Below are 24,890 nucleotides of genomic sequence, written 5' to 3' on the forward strand. Positions count from 1 at the left end.
GAGGTGACCATGTCGAGCGATCCGATCAAGCGGGTGCAGTACTACGACAACCAAATCCTGCGGCTTCGGGATTTCACCGACGAACAGGACTACCACGTCGCCATGCGCAGGCGGCACAACATCTCGGGCCACGCCTGGGGAATCGCTTCCGGCCTCAAGGTCACGCAGGACAACAACACGGTGTCCATTCAACCGGGGTTCGCCGTGGACGGTTACGGCCGGGAACTCGTGCTGGCCAACCCCACCGAGGTGGAGGCGATCAAGCCGAGAACCGACAGCGCGTTCACCTATGACCTTTTCCTGTGTTACCAGGAAACGTCGAGCGACCCGGCCCCGAAGGAGTTCGATCCGGACCAGGGGCCCACTCGCTGGACGGAAGAACCGGTCCCGTATGTGCGGCAGGTGACAAAGCCGTCCGAACCGCCGAATCCAGACCAGCCACCACTGGTGCCCCCGTGTGACTGGTCTTTCGACGCCACCTGCCCACCACCCAGGGCGGACAAGAAATGGCCGGTGTTCCTGGCCCGGATCACCACCAACCCGACCGATCCCCAGCTCACCATCGACCCCGGTCAGCGTCGCTATGTCCGAGTCATTGCCGCGAAGGTCGAACACCCCACCAAGACCACGGCGGTGAAAGTCGGTCCGGACCGGTTCTCCGTGCAGATCAAAAAGAATGGCAACGGGGACGCTACCGACGGTGACACTACTGACGGGGACGGCACCGAGACCGGCAGGGTAGCTGACCTTACCGTAGGTGATGACGGCGTCAGGGTGGCTCAGGGGCTTACCGTGCCCGGGGAACTCGCGGCACGAACGCTTCGATTCGCCGAGCCGATCACCGGAGGTTCCGATGCACAACCATGGGGGATGTACCTGGCTGACAATAACGGTCTTCGGGAACTCCGGATTGAACTACCGGCAGGCAAGGACAAGCCGGCCCTGACTGTCGGAGCGTGGTCGGAGCTGGAGAAGAAGTTTCTGCCCTGCCTGACCGTCGCCTCCGATCGCACGGTGACCGTGGACGGGACGCTGGTCGTCCGGGGCGCCATGGACGGTGTCACCGGCGGCTCCCAGGACGCGAACCTGCCGCTGGCCATCGCCACACTGCTCGACGCCGACCCGAACATCCTCGCCGCCCTGGCCACCAGCCTGCTCACGAACTACCCCGATACGGCGCAGGCGCTGGCCGCGCGGCTCACCCCGCAGGGCTGAGGCGATGGACAGCCGGATCGACTCGCTGCACTGCGAGTACGTGGTGGGCCAGCGGGATTCCGCGGCAGCTCGGGCGTTCGATCAGATCGCCCACACCACCCTGCCCGACGCGCTGGATACTGCGCTGGATACCGCGCTGACGGCGTTGACCGGTGTCGGTGAGGCCGTGTACGTGTGCCGCGACATCCGATCCGACTGCGTACTCGACCCAGACACGCCGGACCTCGCCCGTCGCTGGGCCGAAGCGCTCGCCGCCGCGATCACCCGCGCGATCGCCGACGAGGGGCAGGACGGGACGAACGTGATGCGGTTCGTAGACCAGGCCGACTACACCGCACGTTATCTCGCCGACCATGTCCACGGCCGAGCGGTTGGCCGCTGGTACTACCGGCCACTGGCGCCCTCCGGCCACCGTCCGCCTGCTGTCACGGTGCTCGACGCGATCCGTGGCCCGTCCGCCGGTCCGGTTCTGGCGGCCCTGTACCGGCAGGGAACGCTGCCGGACGTCCTGAGCGTGCTGGATGACGATGCCCACGCCGCAGTGGTCGAACAGTGGTGCCTTCCCACTGACGCGAAACCGGCGGCAAAGCAACCACTTCGGCCGGCCGCGGTTCGCATCGCCGACAACCGTACACTGTGGACCTTTGAGGTGGTGCTCCCGGAGGACATCGTCCGGCGGCTAGGTCACTGGCGTTCGTCCTCGGCGCTCGCCGACGCCGTTGTCAGTGTTCTGCGACAACTCGGGCTCCGAGATTTGCTGCGCCGTATCGGGACGGTCCTGCCGGAGGCGGCCCTCGCCCGGGTGCCGTGGGAACTCAATCGACTCGGTGTTCCCCGGTTTGATCGTTGGTTATCAGATGCCGCTCTCTCGGTCGCGGCTAGCTACTGGCCGTTTGGTGTGGCGGGCTCGTGGCAGTTCTCGCGGTTGGTGATGGAGCTGAACCTGGTGTTCCCCCGTGAGACACCTAGGCGCGACTGGCGATTGTCACTGATAAGCATGCCGGAATACCATCTGTCCACTGTGGCTAACTTGGTCCAGGGCTGGCTCGCCGCCTTAACGGCTAGGCTGGGCGGAACGCCGGTGCTGCTGGGATTTGGCGCGGCACTCGCCGTCGACATGGCCGCCGATCGTGACCACCAAACCGCATCCGGCGCCGGTGCGCTGTCCACGGCGAAAAACGTGCCGCCGGTGCCGGAAAATGTACCGTCCGCGCCGGAAGAAGTGCCGTCGGCGCTGGAAAACGTGCAGTCCGTGCTGGAAAGCGTTCCGCCCGTGCCGGAAAGCATGCCGCCCGCTCCGGAGAAAGTGCCGTCCGCGCCGGAAGGCGTGATGCGCGAAGCGGAAAGTGTACCGTCCGCAGTGGGGGACGTGACGTCGTCACTTCTGATCCCGGACTTCACCGGATTTCGCCCGGCTGTCGTTCCGGCGAACCAGGACCATCCCATTGGCGGGGCGATACGACCGGAGCTCGGTGGGGAAACACTGGGCACCGTCTTGGCGTTCTCTGCCGACCATGGCGTTCCCCTGCTGCACCCCGGATCGATCGCTCGCGCCCAGGACAGCGTGTTCGCCGAGTGGAGGGTCGCGATGGCGCACAGACTGGGCGGAGTTCCGGTCGAGCTCGGCCGAGCCACTCCGGCTCCAGCGACGCCGACCCTGGCCACGCCGACGTCAGCGACGCCGACCCCGGCCAAGTCGGCTCCAGCGACGCCGACCCCGGCGGCCGGGCCGCCGGCGGTGAAGGTACGGGACGCGGCGCGCCGACTGCTCACCGACGCACCCGGGGCGCTGGAGCTCGGGCAGCGGATCGGAGCCGCCGGGCCGGGACACTATTCGACGGTTCTGCTCACCGCGGCCCTGATCGCGGAACATCCGGACTGGGCGGGCGAGCCCACCGTCATGCAGGTGGTCACCGATGCGGTGGCCGCCTGGCGGAACCCTGACGGGTCGGCCGAGTCCGACGGGCTGGCCCGCGTGTTGGCGATGACAGCCGTAAACAGGCTCGACGAGATCGTCACCAGCCCGAACGCGGGAGTGTTGCTGCTCCTGCGCGCCGTGTCGGACCTGCGCCTGCCCGCGCTGCTGACGCGCGCCGGTTTCGCGGACGGCCTCTCGGCAACGCTGTTGGCCGTCGCCACCCGCCTGACGGGCGCCAACACAAGCGATCCGGCCGCGCACGTGTTCGCTGGGCTTCCCGAGCAGTCACCGGACACCCTGCTGGAACTGTGGCGGCAGGCCGACGGCGACCGCTGTGCGAAGGTCCGTGACGCGGTGACCCTGGCGGCGCAAGCCCAGCGGATCACGCTGGACGGCGATCCCGCCGACGCGCTGCCGGACGGGCTGCTCGGAGTGCCGTCGGCCGACGCGACCGTCGGCCTGGTGGCCGTCGCCGTGCTGCGGGCGTGGTCGCGGTGGCTTGGCCAGTTCGCCGAGTCCAGCGCCGGCTATCTGGCCGGCCATTTCCTGTGCCGGGCCGGGACGGTGCGGCTGACCGAGAAGGAGGTCGTGGTCGAGCTAACCGGTGGCCCACTCGACGTCATCCTGCACCTCGCCGGACACGACGCGCCCATCGCGGCGGTTCCCTGGCTGGGCAGGCGGAGCGTGACCTACCGGATCGGTGCGCGATGACCGAGGACGGATACCCCGACAGCCTGACGCATCTGCGGCAGGAACTGGCCCGGATACAGCTGTTACTGCGGGCATGCGCCGAGGACGAGTCCGGCGCGGAATCGGACTACCGCCGCGAGGCGCGGAACATGGCGATCCTGATCGGCAAGCGGGTGGCGGCATCAACCGTCGAACTGCGGTTACCCGCCCTGGTGGACGCCTTCGGGCTGGACACCCACCAACGGGACGCCCTGCTGCTGTGCCTGTTGTCCGAAGTGGACGCCGACAGCAGGCGACTGGTCGGTGACCTGAGCGACGGTCCGGTCACTGTCGGCCTCGCGCTGCGGACCGTGGCGGCTGACCTGGCCGGGATGGCCGAGACGTGGTTGGTGTTTGCCGCGGAGGGCCCCCTCCTCGCCCACGGCCTCGTCGTCGTGGAGCCCACGGGTGAACTACGGCTCGCCGATCGGATCATGCGTCACCTGCTGGGCTCGGACCTGGTGGACAGCCGGCTCACCGGGATCGTCAGGCAAGCGGCCCCAGCGCGCTGCCCCGCCGCGGCCCTGATGCCCGATCACGACCGCGCCGCGGCACTGTGCTCCCTCGCGGTGGAACGCGAACCGGCGATGCTGCTGCTGCATGGGCGACCCGGCGCCGGCCGCCGGACACTGGCGGCGGCAACCTGCGTGGAAGCCGGCGCGACCCTGCTGTTCGTCGACGCGCGGGCTGCGCTCACCGGGCAGTGGCCGGACACGGTGCGGCTGTGTTACCGGGAAGCGCGGTTGCGTGACGCGATCGTCTGCTGGACCGGCGTTGAACAAGTGACCAGCCGGGAGCATGACCACTGGGCCGTGCTCGCCCACGCCGCGGCGGCCTACCCGCGGCTGACCCTGCTGATCGGCGACACGGAGTGGGACCCGCTTGAGCACCCCTGCCGGTTTCTGCGCATCGAGCTGGGCATCCCAGGGTTTCCGGACCGCCGACGGTGGTGGCGGGCGATGCTGCCACCACCGTCGGCCTTCGCCGCACCGGCCCCGGACCCCGACGATCTCGCCGCGACGCTGGCCGCGACATTCCGGTTCACCCCCGGCCAGATCAGCGCCTCGATCGAGACCGCGACCGGACTGGCCCGGCTGCGATCACCCGGTCCGGCCCGATTGCACACGACGGACCTCCGGGAGGGCTGCCGCCGCCAGTTCGGGCGTGGCCTGGTCGCCTTCGCCCGCCGGATGCCGTCGAGCGCGGGGATGACCCTGGACGACCTGGTGCTACCCGTCCGCAGCCGCCGCCAGCTCACCGACCTCGCCACCAGGATCGCCGCGCGCGGGCGGGTAGTCGACGAACTTGGTTTCGGTGTCCGGCTCGGTCTGGGCACCGGCGTTCTCGCCATGTTCACCGGTGTCCCGGGGACGGGGAAGACCACGGCCGCCCGGTTACTCGCCGAAGGTCTGGGGGTGGATCTGTACCGCGTCGACCTGGCCGCGATCGTCAGCAAGTACGTCGGCGAGACCGAGAAGAACCTGGAGCAGGTCTTCGAGGATGCCGAACGCACCAACGCCATGTTGTTCTTCGACGAGGCCGATGCCCTGTTCGCCAAGCGTGGGGAGGTCCGCGAGTCGCGGGACCGCTGGGCGAACATGGAGATGGCGTTCCTCTTGCAACGCGTCGAGGAGTTCAGCGGGGCGGTCATCCTCGCGACCAACCTGCGGCAGAACGTCGAACCGGCACTGCTTCGCCGGCTGCACGCCGTGGTGGACTTCCCGCTGCCCGACGCCGAGTCGCGACACCGGATCTGGTCGGGCATGTTCCCGGCATCGGTCACCCCGCCGGACCCCGCCGAGCTGGCCGAACTGGCCAAGCGGTTCCCGATCTCTGGTGGTGACATCAGGAACGTCGTGCTGGACGCGGCGTTCCGGGTGCTGGGCGCCGACCGGGACGCCACCGCGATCGGGCTGCGTGAACTGGTTGTGTCGGTGGGCCGGGAGTACCGGAAGCTCGGTCTCGCGATCACGCCGGCGGATTTCGGCGAGAAGTTCTACGACTGGGTGACGCAGGATCTGCTCGCCGTAGCCGGAAAAGAAACGGAAACGACAGCCCAGGACTGACGTTTTCCGGTGACGAGTCTAGGAGGTGGCCATGTTCGGGAACTTCGTAGCCGGTACGGTCGGCGCGGACGGGAAACCGGTGGCAGGAGAGGGATTCACCGCTGAGCTGGCCGGTCAGCCGGGAATCATCACCGTGACCTTCCTGCCCGGATGGATCTTCACCGAACCGCCGGCCGTGGTCGCGACGCAGATCCACCCGGACAAAGACGATCCGGCGATCACGCCGAACACGCTGTCCAATGTGGTGATTCGATGGGTGACGCCCCACAAGTTCCAGATCGTCACCGGAGCGCCCAACGGCCTGCCGCTGGGGCGGAAGTTCAGTTTTGTCGCCATCGGCATCATGGGGACACCCAAGAAATGACCGTCCCACGCAAGGGGAAGGAGTGAATGGTGGCGAACACCTTGGTCTGGCTCACCTTCGACGGGAACGCGTGGTCACCGGAAACGCCGGTCGGCGATGTGGACGATCCAGCCGATCTGGCCATGGTTGTCCAGCAGGAGAAGCTGAACCTCCTGTTTTCGGCGGACGATGAGGAGAAGGTGCTGCCATTTGACGAAAAGGGTAGTGCCGGTCAGGTGATCTCCAACGACGAGACTGATGAGCAACGATTCGCCGAGCTGAATTCTCAGACCGAGGCGTACCAGGCGCTGTCGGTAATCGAGCCCAGTCTTCGGGAATTCATCGTGGCCTCCGACTGCTATCGCGGGGCGGTGCGGTACGTCCACGCCGGAGAGGACCCGACTGGGCCGCTGTTCTGGCGGACGTTTCGGTCGACCAAGTGGAGCAGCGAGTACACCTTTCCCAACACCGCCTGCGGTCCCGATCCGGCGGTGTGTGTCTTCGCGGGGGTGTTGCACTGTTTCCACCGGGGGGTGGACGGCGAAAATGTCGATAACACGACGATATACTGGAGTGTCAGCGACGGTCTCGGCTGGAGCGCCGACCGGCAGGCACCCTTCTCCTCACCTGTTCCGATCACGGTCGCCGCGCACGCGGGAAAGCTCTTTTGCGCCTACGTCAAGAGTTCGTGAGGTGAGAAGATGACGCCCCGCGCCAAGAAACTCAAAAAAGACCACCACTCGATCGCCACTTCCGAAACGCCGGACAGTTCAACCGCCACCGTCGACCGTGGTGTGTCAGCCGGCGCCGCGATCCACGTACTCGATACCACCTGGCACGCCCCCGACCGCTCCGAGCCACCCGCTCCCGTGCAACGCACGCCCGCACCGGAGAAAGCGCCCGGCCAGGTCAGTGGGCCAGTCCTGCAACGACAGTGGGAAATCAAACAACCCTGGAACAATCCCACCAATGACGGCGGCACGTTCGGGCGCTCGATCGCCCAGGAGGATCTGACCACGATTACCGCCGCCGTCGAAAAGGTGACGGCGGAGGCTGTCACAGGCCGACCGCGTTTGGTATACCTGGGGATTGGTGTGGGGAACCCGGCCGACGCCTGGGGAAACCCCACCGGGCAGCCTCAGCTCGACATGGGCAAGCAGATCCGTCCGGACTTTCTCGCCGAGGCCGAACAGCGGAAGTTCTTTGTCATCGCCATGAACTTCAACACCGGGGAAGGCGACCCCGTCCAGGAGTTGAGCAGTTCGGAGAACGGAATCCACGTTCATGTCAATGCACACGCACCGTTGCTGACCACATCAGAACTGGACAAGCGGGCCGTAGCCCTGCTCAAGGGACTGGCGGCGGGCCCGGATGACCGGCTCGTAGTGATGAATGCCGTCTCCAACCACCAGTACCAGGCACTCACCGAACTCGTGACCGGATTCAAGAAGAGAGGTTCCTACCTGACCTCCTACGGGGCAACCGGTGAGCAGCACGCGCTCGTGCCGCTCAACCAGCGTATGGCGATGACCAAGAAGTCAGGACTGGCCACACTGGGCGATATCTTTCCCGACTACGAAGATCAGTAGGACCGATGCCGCGGCCAGCCAAAACTCAAGAAAGACCTCCACTCGACTGTGATCGGCGGTAACTCACCTGCGCCGGGTGAGCAGGCGGCGCAACCTGTCGAGGACCGTCGATGAGGGCGGTATCCGGCCTTTGTTGACCCCGTCCACGAGCTCGTAGACCGCCAGCGCCAGTTGAGAGTGCGGATCATCTCGACGACCGCGTTCATGACCTGTTTCACCTCGCCGCGGCTGTTGAGGGGAGCGGTAACCCACTCCAGGTTCGAGCCGCCGCTGGGGCTGCTGTCGGCGGCCAGGGTGAACCGGTCACCATCGATAACGTGCTCGCCTTTGCTCAGGTTCTTTCCGGGCAACGGCGGCTCGCCGAGCTCGTTTCTTCGCAGCCGATCCAGATTCAACCTCGTCAACGCCAGCCGATAGGGATGAAAGTCGAGTTCCCGTGCACGGGCCAGCCATTCCAGGTGGAAGTATCTGGGGGTTGACAGGTGTTGACAGCCGTCGAGTGGGGGGCGTTGCTGCGGCAAGCGAGACAGGACGTACGTATCAGCCTGAGCGAGATGGCCCGGCTTACGTCGTACGACAAGTCTTATCTAAGCCTCGTCGAGAGGGGACAGAGACCAGTTCCAACGGATATCGTGATCGCGTACGAGCGTGTAATCGGCCCGATTGGTGAGGATATGTGGCGTCGCCGTAACACCACCCATCCCCGAGTCATGCAACTCAAGAGAGCCAACTTCGCGGACCTGATCCGGTCGGTCAACGAAGGCAAGCCGGGACCGCTGCTGGATACACCTACGTCGTTGGTCGTAGACGAGTTGTTGGCGTCGAAGGTCTCTCCTGACGGAGTCGAGCACCTCCGCAGGTGGATGCGGGAGGGACAAACCTCCACGCTCCGGGTCAACTCGCTGAGCGTCCTAGCACGCCGTAGCGATCGCGGGGATGCTATGCCGATAGTCGAAGTGCTGGAGACTGACGAGCGGTCCGAGTTCTGAGCCTTGCATCGTCGGTGTCCCGACTCATGCAGTACGACTGGCAGACGTGTCTACGTATCGTCAAGGAGCCCGGAACGGCGCCTGACCCCGTTCGTCTGGCCAAGCGCCTGGCAAAGGACGCGGTAGACGTTCAGCACACGGAGGCGCGCTGGTGCGGCGCCTACCTCTTGCGGGAGCTAGTTCCCGTCCTCGGGCAGTGACAGCACCAAAAAGCCCGTCCTGCGGATGATCCGGGCGGGGCTTCTTCAGCGGGTGGCCTCGAAGCCTGCGCGGAGTGCTAGTGCCGCCTCGTTGTGATGTCGTCTGATCTGGACCGACATCGGGTCCTTGGACTGGTCCGCGGACTGCCGGCCGAGAGCGGTGTGTTGTCGGACCGTGCCATTGGTTACGACCGTGACGTAGCCGTTGAACCCGAGGCGGGCCGGGTGAATCTCGATTCCGACAACGTCGCTGACGTTGCTGTGCCCCGACGCCGCTTTCGCCCTCACCGGCCCGCAGATGGCGGATCGCCCGACTGCGGCGTCCTCTGGCCCAGCCGCACCGATCACGAATCCGCCGCACCAGCCATAGTCACCGCGCAACGCAGCGTCCAGAGCGTCAAGCACGGTCGAGCGGATAGCCAACTGGTCTGCGACTTCCGCGCCCACGGCATGCCTGCCGAGCCCGTCTTCGTTGCAGGTAGCTGATGCGGGCCGCTCCTGATGCAGCTAGCGCGCTCTGCTGTGCCGCAGGGTTTCCACGATCGCCACTACCAGAACGCGCAGGCCGCGTTGGAACTGTCCTACCGAGAGATGTTGACGTCCCCGGATGATCACCCGCTCGGTGGCTGCTACTGACTTGGTTGGGCGGCAGGGTGGCGGTGGGGACCGGTGCGCGCGGTAGGTCGATGTGGTCGCCGCGTCGGGCCCGCATGGGCGGTCAGCTCCGTTCGATGAGGGGAGTAGCGGTTTCCACGGACCGTCCCTAAATGCTCCGCTCCGGAAGGCCGGGGACACACACCAAACAGCCCTGCACGGCGAAATGTTGAGGAGCCCAATGCCGCCGCAAACCGGCGCCCGTGGGTTTGCAGCTTCCACGAGCACCTTGCAAGCGCGCCTTCAGCGAGAGCTCAGCGCCATCCTAACGTCGCTTCTGCGACCGGAAGAACCCTGCGCGCTCGTCGACTTCCCGCTCTATCCGAACGTCGGTGACAGCGCGATCTGGCTAGGTCAGCGGATACTGCTGCGCGCAGCCAACGTTTCCGTCGACTACGTCTGCGACGCCCAGTCCTTCTCCGCCGATGACCTGCGGGCCTGCGTGCCGACCGGCACGATCCTCATCACCGGCGGCGGCAATCTGGGTGATCTGTGGCCGCTCCACCAGCAGCTTCGTGAGCACATCGTACGCAGCTTCCCGCAGCACCGGATCATTCAGCTGCCGCAGTCCCTGTGCTTTCGGCACAAAGGGAATCTGGACCGAGCCCGGAGGGTCTTCGACTCACATCCCGACCTCACGCTCCTCCTGCGCGACCGCGACAGCCTCCGGACCGCGCGGGAGGAATTCCAGACCCTGAGCTTGCTGTGCCCCGACGCCGCTTTCGCCCTCACCGGCCCGCAGTTGGCGGATAGCCCCGACTGCGACGTCCTCTGGCTCAGCCGCACCGATCACGAATCCGCCGCACCAGCCATCCTCACCGCGCAACGCAGCGTCCAGCGCGTGGACTGGGCCGAGGACCACGCGTCCGATGCCCACTGGCAACAGGACCGGGACGCCGCGCTGCGTGCGCGCCAGTCCGCCCTGGCCGGCGACTCCGCCCACGTCCCCCGGATATCAGCATTGGCAGCGGCCTACGACACATATGCCGCGCTCCAGGTGGCCCGCGGGTATGAATTGCTTGGCCGTGGCCAGAGTGTGGTCACCGACCGGCTGCACGGCCACGTACTCAGCCTACTGCTCAACCTGCCGCACGTCGTCATCCCCGACCGGTACGGCAAGGTCCGCGCGCTGTGGGAAACCTGGACCTCCAGCTGCCCGGATGCGCGCTGGGCCGACTCTCCTCAGGCGGCCGTCGACCTGGCGGCGACACTGGCTGCCGTTCGCAGGCGCACGCGGGTCGTCGAACCGGAGGCGCTATGACAGAGGCGCAACACACTCAGTCCTTGTCGTTTCCCAGGCTTGTGAGCGTGATCATCCCGGCGCGCAATGCTGCGCGAATGCTGCCCGGTCAACTAGAAGCGCTGAGCCGGCAGAAGTACCAGGGCCCCTGGGAAGTCATCGTCGTCGATAACGGCTCCACAGACGGTACCGCCGAGCTCGCCCGTAGATGGACCGGCAAAGTCCCTCGCTTAGAGGTAATTTCCGTCGCGCGTCCAGGCGTCAACTACGCCCGAAACGCGGGAGCAGCCGCTTCCCACGGCGACTTCCTAGCCTTTTGCGACGCGGACGACGTCGCCGCCCCGAACTGGCTCGACGCGATGGTCGCAGCGGCCCGCACCGCCGATGTCGTAGGGGGCCACCTGGAATTGGACGCCCTCAACACCCCTCGGGTCCGTTTCACTCACTCGATGCTTCCACCTGACAGACTTCCAGTGATCATGGATTTCCTCCCTTACGCGGTGGGAGCAAACATGGGCGTACGCGCGGACGTTCTGACCGCACTCGGCGGGTTCGACCCGCGCTATGCACATGGTGGCGGCGATGACGTGGAGTTCAGCTTGCGCGCCCAGCTCTCCTCGTACTCCATCGCCTTCGCACCAGACGCCGTCGTGCACTATCGCCTGCGTGCCAGGTCGTGGTCGATGGCCAAACAGCAGTTCAAGCACGGTCGAGCGGATATCCAACTGGTCTGCGACTTCCGCGCCCACGGCATGCCTGCCGAGCCCGTCTCCGTTGCAGCCGCCGAATGGTGGCGCCTCGTCCGACGTCTGCCCGACCTTGTCTCGCGCGACCGCTTGCTGAACTGGATCAGAGACGCGGCCTACAGCGCAGGCCGGGTGGCGGGCAACCTTCGGTACCGGGTCTGGCGCCCGCGACCAGGAGTGTGGCCACGAAGACCGACCTGAGCGCCCTGCTCCTGGTGGCGCGGCCGGACTGGACGCGACGAGGGCGCCGCACCTGGGGAGAATGGCGCAGCGGCTGCACCTTGCCCGAGGCGACGGCGAAGGCGAGCAGCCCGCTCAGCATGCCTGGCCGCCACCAACGTGTTTCGGACACTGCGGAATAGTCTTGTGCCATGTGGGGAGACATCGTCGCGCTGCTGAGTGGTGCTGTCGTACTGCTCTATGCGCTGACCGTGGACCGCAGCGTCAGCCGACGCCAGCACCATATGATTTTCATCAGCGGCGGAATGGGTGCTCTCTATCCGCTGACCATCGGTGGCGCTGCGCCTGCTGGTTCCTGGGTCACGGCCGTGGCGATCTCCATGGTGGTCTGCGGAGCGTTCGTCGATCTGGTGCGCAACGAAATGGTGTTCAAGCGGCAACGGGCCGACCCGTCGCTGGACCCGAATCGGGCGTTCAATTCGAACATTGAAGGCCGCTCACTCCTGCAACGCTTTGACCGCACCGGTGATGTGCAGGCATTGAACAAGGGCGTCGAGTTGCTGCGGCAGGCCGTGCGGGCAAGTTCCGGGGAACCGCAGCGGACCGAGTACGCCGCGAACCTGGTCATGGCGCTGCGCGGCAGGTATCAACGGCTGGGCGGCGACGGTGATCTGGATGACGCGATTGAGGTCGGTCGGGATGCGGCACGGACCGAGCCCGTCCGAGACCCGCGCCGAGGCGGCTTGCTGTCCCAGCTGAGCAGCGCACTGCGGGCGCGACACGACCGCTCCGGCGACCTGGCCGACCTGGACGAGGCGCTCAACGCCGGCCGGGAGGCGGTCAGCGTCTCTCGTCGTCATCCCGGAGACCGCGTGCTGTGCCTGGGCGAGCTGAGCGCGGTGCTGCTCAGCCGGTATGCGCGTACCGAGGATCTTGCGGACCTGGATGAGGCGGTCGACACCCTCGAACAAGTTCTCCTTGCTACTCGGTCGGCGGACCGGCCGTTCGTGCGGGTGGCCCACCTGACCGCGCTGTGTCGCGCGTTGGTCCAGCGGTATGAACGGACCGGGCAGGCCGCTGACCTCGACCGCGCGGTGGAGGTCGGCCGGCAGGGCGCCGATCAGGTGTCCGCCGGCTACCGCCTCTATGAGCCCTCCCAGAACAATTTCGCGCTCGCGCTTCGCGTCCGCTATCAGTGCTTGCGAAATCAGGGTGATTTGGACGAGGCGATCGGCCGCGCCAAGCGGGCGGTCGCCACCGTGCCCGACGACGACCCCGGGCGGGCAAGCCATCTGCTCAACCTGGCGTTGGCGGTGCACGAGCGGTACCTGGCCACCCAGGACCGCCGCCACCTCGTGAAGGCGTTGGCGCTGGCCAGAAAAGCGACGTTCAACGCGGTGGCGGAGCTGCCGACCAGGGTCGCGGCCGGGCTCGCCTGGGGCGACATCGCGGCCTCGGCCGCCGAGTACCGGGAGGCGGTAGAGGCGTTCGAGACCGCGATCAGACTGCTGCCACACATCGCCTCACGCGAACTGCGGCGTGCGGATCAGGAATATCGGCTCGGGCAGTCGACGGGGGTCGCGGTGACGGCGGCGGCGTGCGCAGTCGCGCAGGAGCGGCCGGAGAAAGCGGTGATGCTGCTGGAACAGGGGCGTGGCGTGCTGCTGTCGCAAGCGCTCGATGTGCGCACCAGCCTCGCCCCGTTGCGCAGGCGGCATCCCGAGTTGGCGGATGAGTTCGAGCAGGTGCGACGCGAGCTGGACGCGATGTCTGATCCGGTCGCCGACCTCGACGATGAGGATGGGATGGGGCGTGAGCAGATCCGCAAGGCCCGCCGCGCGATGGCCGCGCGGTGGGATACCGTCCTGGAGCGCATCCGCGCCAAGAAGGGATTCTCGGATTTCGCGCGGGGACCGAGCCTCGATGAGTTGGTTGGGCAGACAAGCCAGGGGCCGCTGGTGTTCCTCAACGTCAGCAAATACCGATCCGACGCCATCATCCTGGAACCCGGCGGCATGCGAACAGTCCCCTTGCCGGATGCCACACCGAAGTCAGTGCACGAGCAGGTGCTCAAGCTCGCCGATGCTGTGCGGCCCGAACACCTCATCGACCGGCAGCGGCAACAGGGCTTCGCCGAGGTTCTGGCCTGGCTGTGGGACGCCATTGTCGAACCAGTCCTCGACGCCCTCGACGTCCACCAGCCGCAGCCAGGGCAGGACTGGCCGCGCCTGTGGTGGGTGCCGACAGGGTCGTTGGCCCTGCTGCCGATTCACGCCGCAGGGCGCCACAACACCGGCGGCGCAACGCTTCTTGACCGCGCGGTCTCCTCCTATACCCCGACCGTGCGCGCGCTCGCCCGCGCCCGGGCACGGATGCGGGGACACCGAACACCGCGCCCCCTGGTCGTGTCCATGTCCCATACGCCGGGAGCGGCGCCGCTGGCCAACGCGCACGCGGAGGCCGCGATGGTGCGCGATCTGTTCCCCGCCACCAAGATCCTGGCCGACGACGAGGCTCTCGTGGAATGTGTGCTGGAGGAGTTGCCGCGCAGCACTTTGGCGCATTTCGCCTGCCACGCCGTCACCGACCTGGACGCCCCGTCCCAAGGCCGGCTGCTGCTGCACGACCACGAGCAGCGCCCGTTCACCGTCGTCGACGTCTCCCGCCTGGACCTACGGAACGCGGAAGTGGCCTACCTGTCCTCCTGCCACACCGCGCAACCCGGCTACCGGCTGTCCGACGAGGCTATCCACCTCGCCAGTTCGTTCCAGCTCGCCGGATTCTCCCAGGTCATCGCGACCCTGTGGCCGCTACTGGACGCCGTGGCGCTGGAGTTCGCCACCGAGGTTTACCGGCAACTCTCCGGATCGGTCGAGGCCAGCGTGGCCGTGCACCACGCGACGCGCGCCGCGCGCGATATGTACCCGAACCTCCCGGCCCTGTGGGCCGGCCACATCCACGTCGGCCCCTAATCCTGTTCGCCTGGCTCCGGATCGTCCGGGGTCGACGATGCGCTGGCCACGCCCGTCGGCGCGACATCGGGCTCGGTAACCCCGTCGTGCGGGGAATATCCCCGAAACTCGCCAGCGTTCGCGAGCAGCCGCTTTTCGTGGGGGGTCAACTCGGACACGGGGCCTCCGGTTCTGGTGGATTCAGAAGTTCGATCACATCGATCTCGCTCGCCCGGACGTGCAGGCCCGCCGTCTGACTGATCCGGTCAGCGAAGCTGCCGTCCGGGTTCATCCGCCACGCCGACTCCAGGAACAGCTCCGCCGACTCCGGATACGACGTCGCATAGGAGCGGGAACCATACCAACCGCCCACCCATGTCCCGTCCTTCAACCGCGCCCGTACGAAGCAGGAGCCGCGCCGCCGGAACATGTGGTCCCACGCGGTGGGCGTGGGCCGGTAGCGCACGGAAAGCCGACGCCGTTGCCACGCGGAGACGGCAACCGCTGCGGCGGCAGGGACCACGATGAACAGGACTAACGCCACCAGCCCTACCAGGCGGGGCTGCCGGACCACGCCGTCCCACCCCTTAGGGTCACCGCCCCGGACCAGGTCTACCAAGGCAGGTCCGGCCACGATCGCGTACAGCGCGTCCAACATGACGGAGGCCGTCACCGCGCGCAGCACCCGCTCGCCCAGATTGCGCTCGCCCGCGACTGGGCCGCGCAGGCGTTCACGCAAAAACTGATAGGTGACGCCAGGAAGCACGAACAGCACCAGCAGCACCGCTTGGACCAGCGTGGAAGGGGCCTGTCCCATCTCAGATGCCTGTCATGTCATGCGGATCGTACGGCGGCCGGCTTATCCGTCGCTGACGCGCCGCCGCCAATGCGCCCAGGCCGAGCGCGCCGACCACGCCGCCGACCATCACCCATGGCCGCACGCTATCAGCCCAGTCGCGGATCTCGTCGCGGTTCACGAAGCTGACGATCCCCCCAACTATCCACAGAACCGGGATCAGCAGGTTACGGGGGCTGGTTGCCATCTCGGCGAGAAACAACAGACCGGCCGCGAGGTAGAGCAACGCGTTCTGCAAGAGATCACCGGTCGCGCCGAATGCCACTCCCGACTCGCCCAGCACCACGAATGCCGCAGCGACGAACGTGCGCAGCCGGATCCTCCCGTTCCTGGGCATGACGACGACGAGAAACACGAAGAATGCCGTGGCAACAGACGAGAGCACGCCCCTAACATAGAAGCCCACCCCTGGGACCGGTCCCGCAGGGCGTTGGGCGAACAGGGTGAAATTCGACCCCTTCTGTCGGTCTCCGCGGCACGCTGCTGGCCCAGGGCATCGCGCGGCGTTGTCAAGGCCCTTCGACAGCTCTTTCTCGTACGCTGCTCGCAGCTAGATGACGTTGACGTGGCCATCGGGAACCAGTGGGCAGGTGCCGCCGGAAAAGCCGATGGTCAGTTGGTGGGTGAGGACCATGCCGCCGATGATCTGAGCGGCTTGTTCGGGCTTCATCTCGGGTGTGGCGGTGTTTACGTCTTGGGCGAGGACGAAATACTTCCACATCCCGCGTTCCTGACGGAGGAAGGAAACTTGCCCTGTGTAGGTGCCGTCGGTGGCCGCGGTGTCTGGTTTCATGCCGTCGTCGGTCAACGGGAAACGAAGGGTTTGGCCACTGGGGCCGAACAGGAAGCACTGAACGAACAACGCCTCGCCGCGCAACTGCGCACCGTCGGCATCGAAGAATTTCGCGGTGATCTCGAAGGGCTCCTTTTGGTAGGCCCGAATCGTGTCCGGGGCGTTGATCTCATACCGCGAGAGGACATGCACGTTGGTGCCGGTTTCCTGCGGGACCGTATGGCTCAGGGTTCGCCCCGAGTTGGTGTGCCGTTGGTAGGCCCAGGCCACATCCACCGAGAATGGACGGCCGAGAGCGACCGGGTCGCGAGGAATGAATTCGATGTCGAGTGCCTCGGACACGGTCAGTTCCCCGGCGCTGGGTGCGGTGTGGTCCTCGCCTCGGCGTAGAACGTCGCGCTCGTCGGATTCCCCCGCGAGGATGAGGGCGGTAGCGGCGGCGGCCACGAGTCCTGCGGCTACGTAGCTGGTGCCGCCGCCTTCGGCATCCACGCCGCAGCAGTTCGGGTCAGTACCGCCGGTCGAGACCGTGATGGACCCTGAGCCTTCCTCCGCTTCGGCGACGGCCCCCGCGATCAGCAGAACGAGGGCGAGCAAACACAGGGCGATCTTCCACCAGGGGTCTTCGAACGGGAGAGGACCGTATTGCCCGTCGTAGGCAGGTGTGGGAGTCAAGGTCAACCGCACCTGTTTGGGAAGGTAACCCGGTGGACAGAACACAAAGTCCGCGCGGTGTTGGGTATACAGCGCGCGGGCGAGATCGAGAAATGACTTGTCCGCGTGCTCCAGCGGCCCAACGCCGAGCTGACCACCGTGCGGGTGGGGCGGTATGCAGCATCGTTGTGCTGAGGCGAACAGCGACACGATTTCGACGTTCAGCCGCCCTTGAGGCAGATCCAGGTTGAACGTGCCGGTCGTGGGATCCGCGCTCGTGCGCGCCACGAAGATCTTCTGGATGATCCGCGTCGTTCCGGCGGGGCCGTCACCGATAAAACTGACCCGATGCTCGCCTGCTGAGGCGTGCGTGGCATCGACGCGCCACGCCAGTCGACGGGCGGCGCTCGGCGGCAGATCACTCACGTCATAGGTGGCGGGAACGACCGTGAGGCTCGGATCGGACACGCTTTCGAGATATACCTTGGTGTCCACCAGCGGTGCCGCGGTGAGGTTGTGGACCGACGCCTGCAGCTCCTGCACGCCTAGCGCGACGTCGAAGATCCCGTCGGGTGTCATCAGGCCCGTCGCGGGATGCACCGCAAACGGTCGGTGGGCAATCGCGATAGTGTTCATCGCTCACACCCGCCCTTTCAGCAGGCACGACAGGCCACCCACCTCTCGGCCGCCGGCCGACTGCACGACGTTGACCAGCCCCGTGGTGCCTTCCTGTTGTCGTGCGGCGAGAAACAGTCCCGCGCGCTGGCCGGCGGCGAGTTTCACTTCGACCTTGTCCGGGACGTGTGTGAGTTCGTCCGGGCCGAGACAGGCCGCGTGGGCGAACCCGAAGACCTCGACTCGACCACCGTGGTCGAGATGCTGGCTATCGATTCCCGTGGTCTGGCCGAGCCGCCGCAGACTGGCCGGGTCCGCGACTTCGGCAGTGAGTGTGAACGAGCGCGTGACCCGGTCCGGATTGTGGATTTCGAAACTCACGAAGACCGGCGCGACGTCCGCCGCCTGCACGATGTTGAGATTGCGCTGGGCCACGTGAGGGTCTGAGGTGACGTTGAAGGCGGGGCTCGCGGGCAAGGGGTCGAGTGTGGGGTGGAAGGCTTCGGCCAGCACGCACACATGCCCATCGTTGATGGCGGTGACACTCCAGGGAGCCAAGCACAACACTGCTGAATTCTGCTTCGGTGGCAAGGAGACGAAGGCAGAACCCACCAGGTTCGCGGTGGTGCGATCGAAACCCACGGCAGGGTTGGCCCAGTAGAAACGGACCACGGCATCGCGTACCTCGTACTCGCCGTCGTTGTGCACACGTGCCCACAGGTACGCGGGTGCTCCGGCGACCGGTTGCCCCGGCGGACCCTCTGGGTCATCCCCGGGAACAATCCACACATCTGGACTCAACCACCAAGGTTGACCATCGCGAATTTCAAGTACAGTCACGGGTACCCCGCCTCCCTGTGTTCTTGTTGGTGCGAGCGTCCTTGCAGCGTCGCCAGCGGCCTCGACCACGCCGACCGCGTCTCGGTCAACCTGGCCACACCGAGGGAGCGAGGCGATACTCCCTCCGCGTTTCCATCGTCTCTTGGCGGGGAACCAGGGAGAATAGTTCGGTTGGCCCACCGGGGATTCAGCGCGGGTCTAGCCACTAGCTCTGGCGCGGTGCGACTGCCACTACGCCATGGTTTCGCTGCGCCTCAAGCTCGTGGACGAACCTGCGCCTCAAGCTCGTGGACGAACCGAGGCGAGCGAGGTCTTGCAGGAACGCCGCGGTGGCGCTGTGCTGGCTCAGCAGCGTTTCCAGCGCGCTTCTCGTCCACGTGGGGTGTGCTTCGGGCGCCGCACGAGCCCACCGCGCGAACCCAGCCCCCGGACCGCGAGAATCCCCATTGCGCCGCAGCCCGGTGTTCTGGTCGCTCATCGCTTTCTCGTGCCTTCAGCGGGAGCGGCGGTTAGGGGACAATGTCGCCATGAGCATGGACGAGGCAGGGCACCCACTGCCCGAGATCGATGTATCCATCCCGAGTCCCGCCCGGATCTACGACTACTGGCTCGGCGGCAACCATAACTTCGCCGTGGATCGCGAGGTCGGCAGCAAGGCTGCTGAGGTGATGCCGACGCTGCGGGCGGCGATCTGGGCCAACCGCGCTTTCCTTCGCCGTGTGGTCACCTACCTGGCTACCGAGCATCGGGTGGATCAGTTCCTCGACCTGGGCTCCGGGGTGCCGACCGTCGGTAACGTGCACGAGGTGGCGCAGGCGGCCAACCCTGAAGCGAAGGTGGCATACGTCGACATCGAACCGGTCGCAGTGGCCCACGGTCGGCACCTGCTGGCCGGCAACGACCGCGCCACCGTGATCCAGGCGGACCTGCGGCAGCCCGCGGACGTGTTAGGTCACCCCGAGGTCACCGAATTGCTCGATCTGTCGCGGCCGGTCGCCGTGTTACTGATCGCGGTGCTGCACTTCATCCCGGACAGCGACCGGCCGGGCGAGATCGTCCGCACATACCTGGAGCGGACCGCGCCGGGTAGTTTCGTGGCGCTCTCGCACGCGGACGACGACGAGGACCTGCCTGCCGAGCAGGCCCGGATGCTCGATGAGTACCGCAAGTCCACCAGAGTGCCGTTCGTCCATCGCGGGCGGAGCGAACTGGCGGCCTGGCTGGACGGCTTCGACCTGGAGCCACCAGGCATCGTGCGGACCAACGAGTGGCACCCCGACGAGGAAGCGGCGCCGATCCTGCGCACCCACGGCGTGGTCGCCCGCAAGCCCACCGGCTGCCCCGAGAATTTGACTGGTGCCAAGGTGTAGTGCGGGTACAGGCTCCAGTGCAAGGTGATCCTAGAACGGTGTCCGGTCTTGAGGGGCAACCTCAAACAAGGGATGCGGACAGGTTGGCCCTCTCGGCCAGGCGCTCCTGCGTAAGCCCTGCCAGCTTCCGTGATCGGGCGACTCGTCGTCCTACGCCGTCGTCTGGCTGGTCCATCAACTTTGCCGGGGTAGCGCCGGGCCGGTGCGATCCCGGGATGACCGAGGCTAGGCCTGGCGGAGCACGCCCGAGCGGGCGGTGCCCCAGATGGGGATGTCGCGCAGCTCCGTCGGGCTTACCTGGTAGGGATCCTCGTCAAGAATGGCGAAGTCGGCGAACTTGCCTGGCTCCAGGCTGCCGGCGGTGCGTTCCATTCCGAGCATGTGCGCGGCATCGACGGTGATCGCGCGCATCGCGCGGTCAACGCCGATGCGCTCGCCGGGGGCGAGGACGGTCGTACCGTCGGCCCCGAAGCGGTTGACCGCCACCCAGGCCGCGGTAAGGGGGTGCATGGGCACCGCGACGAGGGAGAAGTCGGAGTGGAGGGCGAAGGTCACGCCCTCGCGCTCCAGCGACCCGAGCCGTCCGACGGCCTCGGACCTGTCCGGGCCGTAGCCCTTATGGCTGTGCACATGGCTGCGGTAGTGGACGAAGTAGCAGTTGACGCTGGCTTGCGCGCCCAGTGCCTTCATCCGCCGGGCCTGGTCGGGCGTGCTGATGCAGTAATGCTCAAGGGTGAAACGGTGATCGAAGCGAGGACGGATGTTCTGCAGTGCCGCCAGTGCGTCGAGTGCGGCGTCGATGCTCTCGTCCCCGTTGGCATGGCAATGGATGGGAATGCCGGCTTCCCAGAACGGCAGCATGCGCTCGTGCAGCTGCTCCCATGGCACGTCATTGCGCACCCCGTTGCTCAGGTCGAGATACCCGGGAAAACGCACGCGCAGGGACATGGCGGGGAACGACCCGTCGGCGAGGAACTTGACGCCGTGGAAAAACAGCGTCTCGCTGTTGCGGTCGTGCAGCTCGGCCAAGTGGTGGGCTGCCTTGGCGCCGTGCTGGTCGTGCAGGGTCATCTCGTAGGACACCAGCGCCATGCGCACGGGTGTGGCGGGATCGTTGAACGCGGCGTCGTGAATGCGCCACTCGTGCTCGGGGTCGGTCAGGCCAAACAGCAGTTCCGCGGTCGTGGTGACGCCCGAGCGCACGGCCAGCCCCGCCATGTCGCGCAGGCCTTGCTCTCCGGTGTCCTCCACGAGGTCGGCGGCCGAGCGGCCTACGGCGGCCTTGTGCGCGGCGAGCTCGATGAACTGGCCGTTGAGCCGGCCGTCGTCGTAGCGTCCGACGCCGTGCACCGTGCTGTCCTCGCCGACGTGTGTCGTGTTCAGCGCGGCCGTGTTGGCGTACAGGAAATGCGGCGCGTAGGAGATGATGAACACCGGCCGATCGCCCACCACCCCGTCCAGTTCGTCGCGATGCAGGTGTCCACCTTGGATGGCCGGATCGAATCCCCAGGCGACCAAGGTCTTGCCCGGGGGCATCTTGGCGTCGAGGGCGCGCAGCTCCGTCATGACGCTCTCGCGCGTGGGGTGCCCTGGGTTGGTACCGCAGGGCCCCGGCGAGTCGATCGGACCGACGTAGGGCACGCCGAGGTAGCCAGCGGAGAGCGCGAAATGCGTGTGCGGGTCGATGAAGCCCGGCATGATGATCTTGTCGGCCAAGGTGTCGTCCACCTCGTAATCGTGGCGGTCGAGCCATGGCTTCATTGACTCGATGCTGCCGGTGGACAGCACTCGGCCGTCCATGACGGCGACGGCGGAGGCGCTCGGACGTCCCGGATCCATGGTCAGCACGCGCCTGGCCGGGAACACGGTGATTGTGGGGTTCATGAGGAAATCGCTCCAGGATGGGAAACCGGGTCGGGGGCGGAGAGCGCGCGGCGAGAGGTTTCGGGAATCCTGCACGCCGCGACGAGCGCGATAACCGAGGCGATCACGAGATAGTAGGCGGGCGCAAGCGGATCACCGGTCGCCCCGATCAGGAACGTCGCGATAAAAGGCGCTGTTCCGCCGAACACCGCGTAGGCAATGTTGTAGGTGAGTGCGGAGGCCGTGTAGCGCACCCGCGTGGGGAAAAGCTCGACGAGCATCACCGCAGTCACGACGTTGCACGACACGGTGCCGAATGCCAGCAGCAGTTGGCCCGTGACCGCCATCGTCAGCCCGCTGCTTCCGGCCAGCAGGAACGCGGGAAGCCCACCGGCGACCAGGAGACCGGCGGCGGTGAACATGGTCATGCGCCTGCCGAACCGGTCGGAGAGGCGGCCAACGACCGGGCACAGCGCAGCCGCGAACAGCAGGGCGAGCACATTGGACAGAAGTGTCGTCGACGCGTTGTGGCCCGCGGTGACCTTGAGGTAGGTCGTCATGTAGGTGGTGAACATGTAGAACGACAGCGCGGTGGTGCAGATGAAGAGCCCGAGCTTGGCCATGGACCGTCCGTGTGATCGCAAGGCTTCCCGCACCGGTGCGGATGCGACCGTCTCGTTGTCCGCGACCTGCCGGAAATCCGGTGTCTCGTCGAGCTTCTGACGGATGTAGAAGCCGCATACGCCAAGCGGCGCCGCGATGAGGAAGGGGATTCGCCAACCCCACTCGGTCATCGATGCGGAGCCGAGCATGCCGCTACACGCGAAGGACACGATGGCCGCTGCACCGAACGCGGTGAAGGTACTCACCGGGAGGAAGCTTGAGTACCAGGCACGCTTGTCCGTGCGGCTGTGCTCTAGTACGAACGCACAGGCGCCGGCGTATTCGCCACCGGTGGAGAATCCCTGCACGCATCGGATCAGCACGAGCAGGATCGGCGCAGCGATGCCGATCGTGGCGTAGTTGGGCAGGATGCCGAGGGCGACCGTGGATCCCGCCATGAGCAGGATGGTGACGGCCAGGGTGCGTTTGCGGCCGATGCGGTCGCCTAGCGCACCGAAGTACGCCCCGCCGATCGGGCGCAGCGCGAAGGCAACCGCGAACGCGGCGAAGGTCTTGAGCAGACCGGCCGTCGCGTCGTTGCTGGGAAAGAAGTTGGTGGCGATCTCGGTGGCGAGGAAACCGTAGAGGGCGAAGTCGAACCATTCGACGAAATTGCCGATGGATGCTGCACGGATGACCTTGCGCAGCATCTTTGCATCATGGGCATTTTGACTTTTCATGGCACCTTCTAGTTGCTGGTGAAGACGCACTCCTCAGCATTGACAGCGCACTGAATCTCGCGGACCGCCACGCGCGAAGAGTCCTCCGACGCGTACTCGAGCGCGCCCTCGAGCCATGCCTCGAACAGGTAGCAGGCCCTGTCGACGGATCGCGTCGAGCCCGCTACCGACAGCAGCGCGGAATGCGCCACCCGTACCTGGAGTACGCCGTGGACGGGGTCGAGTTCGTCGATCTCGAAGCGGCCCCACCCGCGGCGGGTCAGGCGGTCCAGGTAGTGCCGCACGATCGCGGCTCCCGATAGCCCGAGGCGCGTGGCCTCGTGTGCGCACCAGTGTCGCGCCGAGCTGCGGCCGGCGCCTCGGAACAGCTCGGCAGAGCAGTCCCGCCCGACGTGCCGCTCCACGGCATCCAGATTGTTCACGAGCAGGTGCTGGGGCACCAGCACCATGGGCAGACCGTCGACGCTCCACCTGCCCGTTTCGCCATCGATCTGGACCGTGACCGGCAGCTCATGCGCCTCGTGGCTCTGCATGCAGAAATAATACAGAGCGGCTAAGATGGGTCAAGGGCGCGAAATCGGTATGCCAGGATGGTCGGCATGGGACGGCGACAGCGGACACAGATGGAACGGGCCTATGCGGAGATCAAGGCGCGATACATGACGCTGCGCCTCACCCCCGGTGAGTGGATCGATGACATGCAGCTGAGCCAGGAGCTCGGGCTGAGCCGCACTCCGCTGCGCGAAGCACTGTTCCTCCTTGCTTCCGAGGGCCTAATCCGGGCGCAGCCGGGTGGCGGCTTCACCGTGCGACCACTGGATATCGCCGGCATCAGCAGCCTGTTCGAAGCGCACATCGTCACTGCGAAAGCGATCGCGAGGCTGGTCGCCATTCGCGTTCTCCCCGAGGAAATCGCCGAACTCCGCGAGACCGATGCGCTGGTCAACGACGCGATCCGGCGGCGGTCCGCGCCCGATATCGCCGAGGCCAACGCCGCGCTGCACAACCTGGAAGCCCGTATCGCGCGGAATGAGTACCTCTCGGTGCTCGCCGCCCGGATCTACGATGAGGGGCAGCGGCTGGGTTACCTCGCCTTCGGTGGCGCGGAGGACTGGAACGCCAACCGCCTCGATGACCACTTCACCCGGGTCAGCCACGATCACTCCGCGCTCATCGACGCCTACCAGGACCACGACCCGGAGACGGCGGAAACCGTTGCGGTGAGCCATGTTCGGCTGTTCCGCGAGCGCATCCTCACCTACATCGCGTCCAGCGGCGCCGATGAGGTCGACCTCGGGGGCGACGTCATGACGTCGGTCCACATCACCACCAAGGAGCTACAACGGGCCATCGCGGACGAGACGCGGCGAGAAGCGAGCGTGTGACCCGCCGGGCCTGCGCGCAGGCAGGCTCCGCGAACCCGCTACGGGGCGCTGGCACAGGGTGACAGAATCAAGCGGACTGTCGAGATGGAGGATGGTCTGCTGCTAGACACGGTCGCTGGATTTTCCTGAAGAAGCAGACAGCTGGGATGCGGTCGAGGACTGGATAGGCGATCTGGAGTGGATCGACAACCCGGTCGGCTACCTCATCGTGATCAACGACTGCACCCATCTCGCCACGTGGTCCAAAGAGGACTTCGCAAGTTTCTGCGAGCTCTGGCCGGGGGGTGTGGCCGCAGTACCAGACTGAGATCTACCACGTCGTATTCACAGGGCCGGACAGAGTCGGCGATC

Annotated in this window: 24 protein-coding genes; 14 read left to right on the top strand and 10 right to left on the bottom strand. The window is 66.4% G+C overall.

Annotation, left to right across the window (positions count from 1 at the left end; all coding sequences use genetic code 11):
• The first annotated feature begins 9 nt into the window (after positions 1-9).
• The 7 genes from BJ970_RS22505 (at position 10) to BJ970_RS40420 (ending at position 8,849) form a co-directional block, all read left to right on the top strand.
• Positions 10-1,215 (top strand): hypothetical protein, encoded by a 1,206-nt coding sequence (locus tag BJ970_RS22505; RefSeq protein ID WP_184728077.1) that lies wholly within the window; start codon positions 10-12, stop codon positions 1,213-1,215.
• Between the two features lie 4 nt (positions 1,216-1,219).
• Positions 1,220-3,844: a hypothetical protein gene (locus BJ970_RS22510; protein ID WP_184728078.1), complete on the top strand. Its 2,625-nt coding sequence runs from the start codon at positions 1,220-1,222 to the stop codon at positions 3,842-3,844.
• Positions 3,841-5,928, top strand: coding sequence for an ATP-binding protein (locus tag BJ970_RS22515; protein ID WP_184728080.1), 2,088 nt, complete (start codon positions 3,841-3,843; stop codon positions 5,926-5,928). The genes BJ970_RS22510 and BJ970_RS22515 overlap by 4 nt, the downstream gene beginning before the upstream one ends.
• Positions 5,929-5,959: 31 nt before the next feature.
• Positions 5,960-6,292 (top strand): hypothetical protein, encoded by a 333-nt coding sequence (locus tag BJ970_RS22520; RefSeq protein WP_184728081.1) that lies wholly within the window; start codon positions 5,960-5,962, stop codon positions 6,290-6,292.
• A 98-nt stretch (positions 6,293-6,390) separates the two neighbouring features.
• Positions 6,391-6,963, top strand: a complete 573-nt coding sequence (locus tag BJ970_RS22525; protein ID WP_184728082.1) for a hypothetical protein — start codon at positions 6,391-6,393, stop codon at positions 6,961-6,963.
• Between the two features lie 9 nt (positions 6,964-6,972).
• Positions 6,973-7,860, top strand: coding sequence for a hypothetical protein (locus BJ970_RS22530; RefSeq protein WP_184728084.1), 888 nt, complete (start codon positions 6,973-6,975; stop codon positions 7,858-7,860).
• A gap of 482 nt (positions 7,861-8,342) precedes the next feature.
• Positions 8,343-8,849 (top strand): helix-turn-helix domain-containing protein, encoded by a 507-nt coding sequence (locus tag BJ970_RS40420; protein WP_184728086.1) that lies wholly within the window; start codon positions 8,343-8,345, stop codon positions 8,847-8,849.
• Positions 8,850-9,094: 245 nt separating this feature from the next.
• Here BJ970_RS40420 and BJ970_RS22540 read toward each other — a convergent pair whose 3' ends face one another.
• Positions 9,095-9,454: a DUF4429 domain-containing protein gene (locus BJ970_RS22540; RefSeq protein ID WP_184728087.1), complete on the bottom strand. Its 360-nt coding sequence runs from the start codon at positions 9,452-9,454 to the stop codon at positions 9,095-9,097.
• A 96-nt stretch (positions 9,455-9,550) separates the two neighbouring features.
• Here BJ970_RS22540 and BJ970_RS38960 point away from each other — a divergent pair, with 96 nt between their 5' ends.
• The 4 genes from BJ970_RS38960 to BJ970_RS22555 all read left to right on the top strand — a co-directional run bounded on the left by BJ970_RS38960 (position 9,551) and on the right by BJ970_RS22555 (position 14,841).
• Positions 9,551-9,685 (top strand): hypothetical protein, encoded by a 135-nt coding sequence (locus BJ970_RS38960; protein ID WP_281399469.1) that lies wholly within the window; start codon positions 9,551-9,553, stop codon positions 9,683-9,685.
• A gap of 247 nt (positions 9,686-9,932) precedes the next feature.
• Complete coding sequence (locus tag BJ970_RS22545) at positions 9,933-10,964, top strand: polysaccharide pyruvyl transferase family protein (RefSeq protein WP_184728088.1); 1,032 nt, start codon at positions 9,933-9,935, stop codon at positions 10,962-10,964.
• Positions 10,961-11,890 (top strand): glycosyltransferase family 2 protein, encoded by a 930-nt coding sequence (locus tag BJ970_RS22550; protein WP_184728089.1) that lies wholly within the window; start codon positions 10,961-10,963, stop codon positions 11,888-11,890. The genes BJ970_RS22545 and BJ970_RS22550 overlap by 4 nt, the downstream gene beginning before the upstream one ends.
• Before the next feature lie 170 nt (positions 11,891-12,060).
• Positions 12,061-14,841, top strand: coding sequence for a CHAT domain-containing protein (locus BJ970_RS22555; protein WP_184728090.1), 2,781 nt, complete (start codon positions 12,061-12,063; stop codon positions 14,839-14,841).
• Here BJ970_RS22555 and BJ970_RS22560 read toward each other — a convergent pair.
• The 6 genes from BJ970_RS22560 to BJ970_RS22585 all read right to left on the bottom strand — a co-directional run bounded on the left by BJ970_RS22560 (position 14,838) and on the right by BJ970_RS22585 (position 19,056).
• Positions 14,838-14,999, bottom strand: a complete 162-nt coding sequence (locus tag BJ970_RS22560) for a hypothetical protein (RefSeq protein ID WP_184728092.1) — start codon at positions 14,997-14,999, stop codon at positions 14,838-14,840. The two genes, BJ970_RS22555 and BJ970_RS22560, sit on opposite strands and share 4 nt — an antisense overlap.
• Positions 14,987-15,637 (bottom strand): DUF6338 family protein, encoded by a 651-nt coding sequence (locus BJ970_RS22565; RefSeq protein WP_184728093.1) that lies wholly within the window; start codon positions 15,635-15,637, stop codon positions 14,987-14,989. Before BJ970_RS22565 ends, BJ970_RS22560 begins: the two co-directional genes overlap by 13 nt.
• 1 nt (position 15,638) lies before the next feature.
• Positions 15,639-16,061: a hypothetical protein gene (locus BJ970_RS22570; RefSeq protein WP_184728094.1), complete on the bottom strand. Its 423-nt coding sequence runs from the start codon at positions 16,059-16,061 to the stop codon at positions 15,639-15,641.
• Positions 16,062-16,226: 165 nt separating this feature from the next.
• Positions 16,227-17,759 (bottom strand): hypothetical protein, encoded by a 1,533-nt coding sequence (locus tag BJ970_RS22575; protein WP_184728095.1) that lies wholly within the window; start codon positions 17,757-17,759, stop codon positions 16,227-16,229.
• Between the two features lie 3 nt (positions 17,760-17,762).
• Positions 17,763-18,647: a hypothetical protein gene (locus BJ970_RS22580; RefSeq protein WP_184728096.1), complete on the bottom strand. Its 885-nt coding sequence runs from the start codon at positions 18,645-18,647 to the stop codon at positions 17,763-17,765.
• A 136-nt stretch (positions 18,648-18,783) separates the two neighbouring features.
• Complete coding sequence (locus tag BJ970_RS22585) at positions 18,784-19,056, bottom strand: hypothetical protein (RefSeq protein ID WP_184728097.1); 273 nt, start codon at positions 19,054-19,056, stop codon at positions 18,784-18,786.
• Between the two features lie 49 nt (positions 19,057-19,105).
• Between BJ970_RS22585 and BJ970_RS22590 the strand changes: the two genes are divergently transcribed.
• Positions 19,106-19,948: an SAM-dependent methyltransferase gene (locus BJ970_RS22590; protein ID WP_246470965.1), complete on the top strand. Its 843-nt coding sequence runs from the start codon at positions 19,106-19,108 to the stop codon at positions 19,946-19,948.
• A gap of 225 nt (positions 19,949-20,173) precedes the next feature.
• On the opposite strand, the gene BJ970_RS22595 is transcribed toward BJ970_RS22590, so the two are convergent.
• From BJ970_RS22595 to BJ970_RS22605, 3 genes are read right to left on the bottom strand one after another with little or no spacing between them, the layout of a single operon-like run.
• Positions 20,174-21,832: an amidohydrolase gene (locus tag BJ970_RS22595; protein WP_184728098.1), complete on the bottom strand. Its 1,659-nt coding sequence runs from the start codon at positions 21,830-21,832 to the stop codon at positions 20,174-20,176.
• A complete protein-coding gene (locus tag BJ970_RS22600) occupies positions 21,829-23,124 on the bottom strand; it encodes an MFS transporter (RefSeq protein ID WP_184728099.1) in 1,296 nt (431 codons plus the stop codon). The genes BJ970_RS22595 and BJ970_RS22600 overlap by 4 nt, the downstream gene beginning before the upstream one ends.
• A gap of 38 nt (positions 23,125-23,162) precedes the next feature.
• Complete coding sequence (locus BJ970_RS22605) at positions 23,163-23,687, bottom strand: DUF5943 domain-containing protein (protein ID WP_184728100.1); 525 nt, start codon at positions 23,685-23,687, stop codon at positions 23,163-23,165.
• Between the two features lie 66 nt (positions 23,688-23,753).
• Here BJ970_RS22605 and BJ970_RS22610 point away from each other — a divergent pair, with 66 nt between their 5' ends.
• Positions 23,754-24,539 (top strand): GntR family transcriptional regulator, encoded by a 786-nt coding sequence (locus BJ970_RS22610; protein WP_246470967.1) that lies wholly within the window; start codon positions 23,754-23,756, stop codon positions 24,537-24,539.
• A 115-nt stretch (positions 24,540-24,654) separates the two neighbouring features.
• On the top strand, positions 24,655-24,846 hold the full coding sequence (locus BJ970_RS40360; protein WP_446689101.1) for a barstar family protein: 192 nt from the start codon (positions 24,655-24,657) through the stop codon (positions 24,844-24,846).
• The last annotated feature ends 44 nt before the right edge of the window (positions 24,847-24,890 follow it).

The organism is Saccharopolyspora phatthalungensis (assembly GCF_014203395.1).
GTDB lineage: Bacteria > Actinomycetota > Actinomycetes > Mycobacteriales > Pseudonocardiaceae > Saccharopolyspora > Saccharopolyspora phatthalungensis.